This window comes from Sedimentimonas flavescens, assembly GCF_019264375.1.
Taxonomy (GTDB): domain Bacteria; phylum Pseudomonadota; class Alphaproteobacteria; order Rhodobacterales; family Rhodobacteraceae; genus Rhodobacter; species Rhodobacter flavescens.
This window is the reverse complement of sequence record NZ_JAHVAI010000032.1, coordinates 1-9,111: the sequence shown is the minus strand read 5'-3', so window position 1 is coordinate 9,111 and position 9,111 is coordinate 1. Positions and strand designations below refer to the sequence as shown.

The window sequence follows — 9,111 nt, the reverse complement described above, 5'->3', positions numbered from 1 at the left end:
CCGTGCCGACGGCAGAGGTCAGCGGTCTTCGCCCCTGCCTCCGCCTCACGCAGGATGGCAATGATCTGCGCTTCGTTGAACTTCGATGCCTTCATGATCCGGTCCTTCTGTTGGGCCGGACTCTAACATCAAATGGAGGAACTATCGGGGGTCACAGCAGTCGTGATCGCGGCTTGGGCGGCCGATTACAACACCGAGCGTCCGCATTCGGCTTTGGGCTATCAGACCCCGGTCGACTACGCACGGACCCTGATCACCGCAATCGCCCGCCCCGCTGCGCGAGAGGAAAGCTCCGCGCGTCGGGCGATTGCTCAACCTACGCCATCTGGCGTAAATACCAACCGGGCTCCGGTCGCGACTGGATGAAGGTTCAGTGGCAGGTCAATCTTTGCGCGGCATAAGGGGCAGCTCTACCGTCCTTGTGGAGACTGGTTCGAATTCGTCTGGCAGCACCGAAGCAGCCAGTGCATATCAGATTGATGACAGCCCTGCATTGGTGTTGAGCAGGTATTCTGCGAAAATCGGACCGCTTGCTGCTCCGATTGCGCGGGCGTTTTCGCCTACGGTCCCGCTTTCAACGGTTGGAGAGATCAGTCCGCGCGTGTCTTGGTTGACCAAATACCTTCGAATCCGTTCAACCAGTTCTTCGCGGACTTTAGGCGGGAAAGCGCCATCAACCAGAATGGCTTCGAAATCGATGACTGAGCATATCGACAAGGAAGCTTTTGCCAATTCCTGAGCGGTTTCCCCAATCCATGGCTCGACGTAGCGCGACAGGTCAGTCCAGTCCTGCGGCTTTTGCCACATGCGCGCCGGATCAAGCCCGGCTTCAATAAGGCGTGCTTCAAGGAGATGCAGGGATGCTGTGTCGATCAGCTGTTGGCTTTCCCCCAACGGGCCAGTTGTACGAATGGACCCCAGCGCTCCCGCGTTACCTTGGTTACCCTCGAAAACCGTTCCATTCAAAGCGATGCCCCCGCCGACAAAGGATCCAACGTAGAAATAGGCGAAGTCGCGATAGTCTTTGCCGCGCCCATAGAGGTGTTCAGCGTGACATGCGGCGGTTGCGTCATTGACAACATAAACCGGTAAATCGCTGAAACGGGCAACCTCTTGCGTGAAGTCCACATCTTTCCACGACCGGAACTTTTCGGCTGCCAGACCGGAAAGATCGTGCCATTTCCAAAGCTCAAAGGGGGTGGCAATCCCGATGCCGCAGACGCGGTTTTGATGTGCCGTGGATAGATTTCCAAGGAGTTCTGAAATGCCCGTTTCCAAGTACCTGAATACGGCATCGGGCATCGGATAGTCATAAGTGGTGTGCAATTGTCCTCGCACCGAGCCGACGAAATCGAGCAACAACAAATCCGCGCTGCGGCGTCCGATCTTCAGGCCGATTGAAAACGCACCATCTGGATCCAGCTCTATTGGAATAGAGGGCTTCCCCACTTTGCCACGCAAGGGTTCGCCGCGTCGAACAAGGCCATCCTCTTCCAGGTTGCGCAGGATCGTCGAGACCGTGGGTTTGGACAGCCCAGTGCGCCTAGCCAGTTCAGCGGCGGGAACGGTTTTGTGACGCTGAAGAATAGACATGATCAGGCGCTCGTTATGGTCGCGCAAACCGCTTTGGTTTACGCCCCCGCGCCGTGTCGATGTAAATTCTCCGTCCATGACTGGCACTCTAATTCCCTCACCATCCGAAGAAAAGATAGAGTCAAAAATTTAGTTAGTAAAGTTTACAAACTAATTGACAGGCATTTGGGAATCATGCTTTTTAGGCTCCAACCTGCGCTGGAGTGGGTGCGCGGCCATGGTGAAGATGGCCACAAGTTATGAAATGACATGGATGGGAGGGCACCATGAAAAAACTGATGACGACTTCGGTTATCGCGCTGACAGCTTTGGCGGGCGCAGCCGCAGCAGACATTAACGCCTGCCTGATTACCAAGACAGACACCAACCCGTTTTTTGTGAAAATGAAGGAAGGTGCGACTGCAGCAGCAGAGGCAAACGGCATCAACCTTTCGACATTCGCCGGTAAAATCGACGGTGACGTAGAAAGCCAGGTTGCAGCTGTCGAAACCTGCATCGCCTCCGGTGCCAAAGGCATTTTGATTACGCCAACAGACAGCCGCGCGTTGACGCCGGTGATCACGCAGGCGCGTGAAGCGGGTGCTTTGGTCATCGCCTTAGACACGCCCTTTGAGCCTGCCAATGTGGCAGATGCAACATTCGCAACTGACAACTTCAAAGCGGGCGTTCTTATCGGTCAGTGGGCCGCAGCCAAACTGGGTGATGGGGCGGCAAATGCGAAAATCGCAACGCTTGATCTGAATGCCTCTGAGATCTCGGTCGACTATCTGCGCAACAATGGCTTCCTGCAGGGCTTTGGCATCGACATCAAAGACCCAACGGATATCGGCGATGAAGATGATCCGCGCATTGTTGGCTCGGACGTGACCAATGGTAACGAAGAAGGTGGCCGTACGGCGATGGAGAACCTTCTGCAGATCGACCCGGAAATCAACGTTGTCTACACGATCAACGAGCCAGCAGCAGCGGGCGCATATGAAGCATTGAAATCTGTAGGGCGCGAAAACGATGTGCTGATCGTATCTGTAGATGGTGGTTGCCCGGGCGTACAGAACGTCTCTGAGGGCGTGATCGGTGCGACCTCAATGCAGTTCCCACTGCTGATGGCTTCGTTGGGAATCGACGCGATCAAATCCTGGGCCGAGACCGGTGCCAAGCCTCAAAACACCGAAGGTCTGGACTTCTACAACACCGGTGTAGAGCTGATTACAGACGAACCCGTTGATGGCATTCCGTCGCTGACGTCTGCCGAAGGTAAAGAAAAGTGCTGGGGTTAAGTCCCGCCTGATAACACGCGCCGTGGCCATGTTGGCCATGGCGCAATTTCATTCCAAACATCTTTGACCACACTCGACATCCCGGCCTAGGCTGGGGTCGAGGGAGACCGTCATGACAACCAAAGCCAGCTACGAAAAGGTCATTGACCAGGGCGACTCAGAGGTCGCCAAGTTCGAGACCCGCCATCACAGTTTGCTGGACCGCGTTCAGCATGTTCTTCACAACAACCCGACCTTCGTTCCCGTCATCGTTTTGATGATCAGCCTTTTGGCGTTCTGGGTCATCGCAGGCGGGCGGTTCTTTTCTGCGTTTAACCTGTCGCTCATCATGCAGCAGGTCTCAATCATTGGGATGCTGGCAGCCGCGCAGTCTCTGATTATCATCACTGCCGGGATTGATCTGTCGGTCGCGGCAATCATGATTCTGATGTCGGTGATCATGGGCAAACTGTCGATTGACTTTGGTGTCCCGCCAACAATCGCGATTGCAATCGGCGCTGTCGGCGGGATGCTTGCCGGTGCGATGAACGGGTTGCTGATCACTAAGATCAAGCTCCCTCCATTCATAACCACTCTCGGGACTTGGTCGATCTTCTTTGCCCTAAACCTCTGGCTGTCTGGCGCGCAATCTATTCGCAGCCAAGATATTGATGAGAATGCGGCCTTCCTGAAATTCTTTGGCAACGCCATCAACATCGGTGGCGCACGGATCACCTTTGGCGTCATTCTGATGATCGTGATTTTCGTGGTGCTCTGGTACATGCTGAACAAGACCGCATGGGGCCGTCATGTCTATGCTATCGGTGATGATATGGAAGCCGCCGAGATGTCTGGCATCCGCACCGAGCGCACACTGGTTTCCGTCTATATGCTGGCAGGCCTCGTTTGTGCCATCGCGGGCTGGGCGTCGATTGGCCGTGTCGGGTCAATCTCGCCGCAATCCTTCTACGAGGGCAATCTGCAATCCATCACTGCCGTAGTGATCGGGGGAATATCCCTCTTCGGCGGACGCGGGTCAATCATGGGGGCGCTCTTTGGCGCGCTGATCGTCGGCGTCTTCCAATCGGGCCTGCGCATGGCCGGTGTAGACGTGCTGTGGCAGGTCTTTGCCATTGGATGGCTCATCATCATCGCGGTCGCAATCGACCAATGGATCCGGAGGGTTTCCGCATGACACCTGTTGTTTCCGCCAAAGGCATCGTCAAACGCTATGGCCATGTCACCGCCATCGACCGTTCTGATTTCGAATTGCGCCCCGGTGAAATACTTGCCGTGATCGGCGACAACGGGGCGGGCAAGTCCTCGATCGTCAAAGCGATTTGCGGGGCCACTGTTCCCGATGAAGGCGAAATTCTCATAGAAGGCAAACCGGTCAAGTTCTCCTCCCCGATAGAGGCTCGCGACATGGGGATCGAGATTGTTTATCAGAACCTGGCGCTATCGCCCGCACTATCAATTGCCGACAACATGTTCACTGGGCGCGAGCTGCGCAAGCCTGGGTTTCTGGGCAAGGTCCTGCGGATGCTGGATAAGCCCGCAATGGAGAAATTCGCACGCGAAAAGCTCACGGAACTGGGGCTGATGACGGTTCAATCGATCAAGCAGCCGGTCGAAACCCTGTCTGGCGGTCAGCGCCAAGGTGTTGCCGTAGCCCGAGCCGCTGCCTTTGCGACGAAATTCATCATAATGGATGAACCCACGGCAGCGCTGGGTGTCAAAGAAAGCCGCAAGGTACTTGAATTGATCAAGGACGTGCGCGCTCGTGGTATTCCGATCATTCTGATCAGCCATAACATGCCCCATGTTTTCGAGGTCGCCGACCGCATCCATATCCATCGGCTGGGTAAGCGTCTTTGTACGATTGATCCGAAGGACTATACCATGTCCGACGCAGTAGCATTCATGACAGGTGCAAAAGAGCCTCCCGCACGAGACGCGGCATGACATCCCCCGAGAAGATTGCCGAGTCGCTGATAGAGGAAATTCTGACAGCGCCTCGCGCAGGGAAACGCAAACTGGTTGCTTTGGCAGGGGCGCCCGCGTCCGGCAAGACAACCTTGTCCTATGTGTTGGCCGATCGTCTGACCCAAGCCGGTTGCAAGACTTCCGTGGTGCCGATGGATGGCTTTCATCTGGACAATCGGGTCCTGACCGGCTTGGGATATCTGCACCGAAAAGGCGCGCCCGAGACATTCGATGCGGCAGGCGTCCTTCGACTGATCCAAGCCCTTTCCAATGCTGACCGGGTTTTCTACCCCACCTTTGATCGGGACGAAGATTTCTCGCGTGCAGGCGCCGGTATCGTCGATGGCAAATGCGACTGCGTTGTTGTCGAAGGCAACTACCTTCTGTTCGATGCGCCGGTTTGGAAAGACCTGTGGCCCCTTTGGGATGTCTCAATCCGATTGGACGTGCCGCCCGAAACCTTACGGCAAAGACTGGTGCAACGGTGGATCAATTTTGGCCTGCCCCGCGACCAAGCGGAACTACGCGCCATGGACAATGACATGGTGAATGCCCAGGCGATCTCAGATCACGCGCTTCCAGCAACGATCACGATATAACGAAAGGCGTCCGCCAATGATCCTTTGCTGCGGCGAAGCACTGATTGACATGATCCCAACCCCAACCAACGCAGGGCGTGACGGGTTTGTCCCGCATGCGGGCGGGGCGGTGTTTAACACAGCGATCGGGCTTGGGCGGCTTGGAACTCGCGTGGGCATGCTCACCGGGATATCAACCGACATGTTTGGCCAACAACTCAGCGAAGCCCTCAGAGGCAGCCATGTGGAAGTATCCCATGTCATTACCTCAGAACGCCCCACAACGCTGGCTTTTGTGCGACTAGCCGATGGTCACGCGACCTATTCATTCTATGATGAAAACTCTGCCGGTCGGATGCTGTCGCCCGACGATCTCCCCGAGATCCCGGGCGACATATCCGCGCTTTTCTTCGGTGGCATCAGCCTGGCCTGTGAGCCGGGAGCCACTGCTTATCAGGCGCTGCTGGATCGCGAAGGCGACACCCGTGCGGTGATGATCGACCCGAATATCCGCCCGGGTTTCATCGAAAACGAAACCCGCTACCGCGCGCGTCTGGAGGCAATGCTACGCCTGTCGGATATCGTGAAGGTCTCAGACGAGGACCTGAACTGGATCGAACCCGCACCTCCATCGCTGCGCGAAAAGATCGATGGCCTGCTGGACAAAGGCCCCGCTCTGGTCATCGTGACGCGTGGCGGCGATGGGGCGGTGGGGTACCTGCCGGACGGTGCCGAATTGCATGTCCCGGTTAAACGCGTCCAGATCGTCGACACGGTCGGCGCTGGCGACACGTTCAATGCAGGCGTGCTGGCCAAGCTATCCGAGCTGGGCGCGTTGCGCAAACCGGCGCTGCGGGAGCTTGCTCCCGACGTCGTCCGACAAGCCTTGACACACGGAACCCAAGTCGCTGCTGTCACCGTATCACGCGCAGGCGCGAACCCGCCATGGGCAGAGGAATTATAGAAGCGGCTTCACGAAACCTGGCTGTTTTTGATTTTCCGGACATTCAAACGGACGTTCATGACGAGTGCAGTATCCGGAACTATGGGCTCGCTCCAGCCATTCGCCGCACCGTTCACGAACGACGGCTTCAAGCGATATGCCCAAAGTACTCCGGCAGAGGGTCATGTCAGAGCAACTTGGCTTGCGACCGGGCAGTGGGCTGGGTAGCGTTTTGGGATGACCAATCGCGACCCGTTCAAGTACTTCAAGACCAGCCGGGATATCATCCGTTTGGCGGTGATGCTCTATGTTCGTTTTCCGCTGTCGCTCCGAAATGTCGAGGATCTGTTGCACGAACGCGGCATCGAGATCAGCTATGAATCCGTACGGTTCTGGTGGAACAGGTTTGGTCCGATCTTCGCCGCCGAGATCCGCAAGAAACGCGCCGAGCGGCTGCGGTCCGGGCCACAGTGGCAATGGCATCTCGACGAAATGTTCGTGAAGATCAACGGCGAGCGCCACTACCTCTGGCGGGCGGTCGATCACGAAGGTGAGGTGCTTGAGAGCTTCGTGACGAAGGCCCGGGACAAGAAGGCAGGGTCTTGTCAGAAGAACCTGGCTTGAGGCGGGCAGGGCGGTCCCGTAGCCTTTCAGAATGACGAAACGCTCGCCCTTCCGCTACTTCAAAACCAGCCCTGACATCATCCGACTGGCCGTGATGATGTATGTCCGGTTCCCGCTTTCGCTGCGGAATGTCGAGGATCTGCTGCATGAGCGCGGCATCGACATCTGCCACGAGACGGTCCGATTTTGGTGGCATCGGTTCGGTCCGATGTTCGCCTCGGAGATCCGAAAACGTCGGGTCGAGGGCCTGCGCTCGAGCCACTGGCGGTGGCACTTGGACGAGATGTTCGTGAAGATTAACGGCGAACGCCACTACCTTTGGCGGGCCGTCGATCACGAGGGCGAGGTTCTCGAGAGCTTCGTCACGAAGAGGCGAGACAAGAAGGCAGCATTGAAATTCTTGAAGAAATCTCTGACGCGGCACGGCTGTGCCAATGAATTCGTTACCGACCATCTGCGCTCTTACGGGGCCGCCCTGGGTGATCTCGGTATCCGCGAGAGCCAGCAGACCGGTCGTTGGATGAACAACCGCGCGGAGAATTCACACTTGCCATTCCGAAGGCGGGAGCGGGCGATGCTCCGCTTTCGGCGCATACGAACATTGCAGAAGTTCGCCGCCGTCCACGCCTCCGTCTCGAACCATTTCAACCAGGACCGCAGCCTCAGCTCACGTCAAAATTTCAAGGCCAACCGGGCCGCCGCTCTTGCAGAGTGGCGTGCTCTCTGCGCGGCATAAGGGCCAGCGCAACTGTCCTTACGTAGACTGGTTCGAATCCGTCTGACAGCACCGGCCGGTCAGTCTTGGGCAGGCAGAGCTTCATGTTGCTGGATATCGATCGGGATGATCTTCAGCCGCAACGTAACCTGTTCACCCAACTGTTCGGACAAAAGGGAGCGGAAGGTTTCTGCCGCGGACTCGACATCATCAAGGCGCGATCTCACGCCCAGCATGACGACGGATACGTCAAGGTGTCCGTCGACGCGCTCGCCGCGAACCTGAAGAATGAAATGGTTCTCGGACCCAGGATCTTCAATCCCCTTTACCGCCTCTACGTAGAGACGCTTCACCATGTCTTCGACGAAGATGATCTCGAGCCGCCGATCAAGGCGGTCCACGACAAAGAACGACGACGCGAGGAGAACGACAGACACGAGGAAGGGCTTGCGCCAGTGTCCGTAGCCCTGAAGACCAAAGACCAGAATCGCCGCGGCCACGATGCCGAGGAAGTTCGTGAAGAAGAGCAAGAAGGCGCCGCCGGCCATCGTGTAGCCGTTGCCCTGATGATTGATGTCGGACAGGGCAATTGCCTGCGCGGAAACGGCGTCGTGCCCAAGCGCAAGTCCCACCCCGACGACTGAAAGCGGCGGAACCAGAGCCACGGCGATAGCGACGCCGGCAATGGAGTTGGCAATGCCGACACGCGCATGTGCAAATGCCGCGGCCGCGCCCGAACAGAGCGCGACCAGCAGGTCGAGTGTGGAGGGCGCGGTGCGCGCCAGGATTTCGGAGCCCACAACGCGCAACCCGATCACCTGCGTGCAGACAAACGCCAGTGATATCACGAATACAACGCCGGTTACGATCGAAGCGAGAGACTGGAGCGTAAGCTTGTTCGCGCCCATGATCGCCCCGAAGGAAAAGCCCACGATTGGCGACATGAGGGGCGCCACGATCATGGCGCCAATGATCGCCGGCGCGCTGTTGCTCAGCAGGCCAAACGCCGCAATCGCCGTGGCCATGCCCAACATGAAGTAGAAGTTGAGACTTGGAACAGATGATTCCTCGATCTGCTCAAAGAGGGTGTCGCTATCCTTGGCTTTGCCGGACGCTCTGCCATTGATGGATTGCACGAAACGCTGTAATGCCGACGACGACATCGACTTGTTTTGCACAGAAAAAGACCCCAGACAGATACCGCGCAAAAATTGCAAGGCTTACTACCTGTCTCAAGTAAACAATGGGACCGCAGCCAAGGCAAGAGCGACGTTTTCTTTCGCTTGGGATCATTGGACCAGGTGTCAGAGGATCTTTCACGAACATGAAGCCAGCGGTTGTGATCTGATCCCCGGAAACTGGACCGTTTGAAGCTGGAGTTTTCCGCTACGCTTTCCCGGCTGGGAGAGGAGTGGA

At 57.1% G+C, this 9,111-nt stretch carries 9 protein-coding genes and 2 pseudogenes; 8 read left to right on the top strand and 3 right to left on the bottom strand.

Translation table 11 applies throughout. The features are described from left to right. A partial coding sequence (locus tag KTQ37_RS16325; RefSeq protein WP_218631576.1) for a transposase occupies window positions 1-95 on the bottom strand: 95 nt, incomplete at its 3' end. A gap of 64 nt (window positions 96-159) precedes the next feature. Between KTQ37_RS16325 and KTQ37_RS16320 the strand changes: the two are divergent. Further along, window positions 160-366 (top strand): annotated as a pseudogene (locus KTQ37_RS16320) (integrase core domain-containing protein); the annotation flags it as partial. Window positions 367-471: 105 nt separating this feature from the next. Here the strand turns inward: KTQ37_RS16320 and KTQ37_RS16315 are convergent. After that, the gene (locus tag KTQ37_RS16315; RefSeq protein WP_218631575.1) at window positions 472-1,671 is read right to left on the bottom strand and encodes an ROK family transcriptional regulator; all 1,200 of its coding nucleotides are present in this window, start codon (window positions 1,669-1,671) and stop codon (window positions 472-474) included. A gap of 188 nt (window positions 1,672-1,859) precedes the next feature. Between KTQ37_RS16315 and KTQ37_RS16310 the strand changes: the two genes are divergently transcribed. The 7 genes and pseudogenes from KTQ37_RS16310 to KTQ37_RS16280 all read left to right on the top strand — a co-directional run bounded on the left by KTQ37_RS16310 (window position 1,860) and on the right by KTQ37_RS16280 (window position 7,716). After that, window positions 1,860-2,870 carry a sugar ABC transporter substrate-binding protein gene (locus KTQ37_RS16310; protein ID WP_218631574.1) on the top strand — a complete coding sequence of 337 codons (1,011 nt, stop codon included), beginning with the start codon at window positions 1,860-1,862 and terminating at the stop codon, window positions 2,868-2,870. Between the two features lie 112 nt (window positions 2,871-2,982). Further along, window positions 2,983-4,044 (top strand): ABC transporter permease, encoded by a 1,062-nt coding sequence (locus KTQ37_RS16305; protein ID WP_218631573.1) that lies wholly within the window; start codon window positions 2,983-2,985, stop codon window positions 4,042-4,044. Next, window positions 4,020-4,814 carry an ATP-binding cassette domain-containing protein gene (locus KTQ37_RS16300; RefSeq protein WP_218631572.1) on the top strand — a complete coding sequence of 265 codons (795 nt, stop codon included), beginning with the start codon at window positions 4,020-4,022 and terminating at the stop codon, window positions 4,812-4,814. The genes KTQ37_RS16305 and KTQ37_RS16300 overlap by 25 nt, the downstream gene beginning before the upstream one ends. Then, window positions 4,811-5,434: a nucleoside/nucleotide kinase family protein gene (locus KTQ37_RS16295; protein ID WP_218631571.1), complete on the top strand. Its 624-nt coding sequence runs from the start codon at window positions 4,811-4,813 to the stop codon at window positions 5,432-5,434. The genes KTQ37_RS16300 and KTQ37_RS16295 overlap by 4 nt, the downstream gene beginning before the upstream one ends. Before the next feature lie 16 nt (window positions 5,435-5,450). Beyond that, window positions 5,451-6,377, top strand: coding sequence for a carbohydrate kinase family protein (locus KTQ37_RS16290; RefSeq protein WP_218631570.1), 927 nt, complete (start codon window positions 5,451-5,453; stop codon window positions 6,375-6,377). Between the two features lie 216 nt (window positions 6,378-6,593). Next, window positions 6,594-6,953 (top strand): annotated as a pseudogene (locus KTQ37_RS16285) (IS6 family transposase); the annotation flags it as partial. Between the two features lie 58 nt (window positions 6,954-7,011). Then, window positions 7,012-7,716, top strand: a complete 705-nt coding sequence (locus KTQ37_RS16280; RefSeq protein ID WP_218631569.1) for an IS6 family transposase — start codon at window positions 7,012-7,014, stop codon at window positions 7,714-7,716. A 59-nt stretch (window positions 7,717-7,775) separates the two neighbouring features. On the opposite strand, the gene KTQ37_RS16275 is transcribed toward KTQ37_RS16280, so the two are convergent. Continuing rightward, window positions 7,776-8,912, bottom strand: coding sequence for a DUF389 domain-containing protein (locus KTQ37_RS16275; protein WP_218631568.1), 1,137 nt, complete (start codon window positions 8,910-8,912; stop codon window positions 7,776-7,778). Window positions 8,913-9,111 lie beyond the last annotated feature (199 nt).

Bases quoted from the DNA above. Each gene is read 5' to 3' on its own strand.
- KTQ37_RS16315 (WP_218631575.1), bottom strand. From the start codon at position 1,671: ATGGACGGAGAATTTACATCGACACGGCGCGGGGGCGTAAACCAAAGC.
- KTQ37_RS16310 (WP_218631574.1), top strand. From the start codon at position 1,860: ATGAAAAAACTGATGACGACTTCGGTTATCGCGCTGACAGCTTTGGCG.
- KTQ37_RS16305 (WP_218631573.1), top strand. From the start codon at position 2,983: ATGACAACCAAAGCCAGCTACGAAAAGGTCATTGACCAGGGCGACTCA.
- KTQ37_RS16300 (WP_218631572.1), top strand. From the start codon at position 4,020: ATGGATCCGGAGGGTTTCCGCATGACACCTGTTGTTTCCGCCAAAGGC.
- KTQ37_RS16295 (WP_218631571.1), top strand. From the start codon at position 4,811: ATGACATCCCCCGAGAAGATTGCCGAGTCGCTGATAGAGGAAATTCTG.
- KTQ37_RS16290 (WP_218631570.1), top strand. From the start codon at position 5,451: ATGATCCTTTGCTGCGGCGAAGCACTGATTGACATGATCCCAACCCCA.
- KTQ37_RS16280 (WP_218631569.1), top strand. From the start codon at position 7,012: ATGACGAAACGCTCGCCCTTCCGCTACTTCAAAACCAGCCCTGACATC.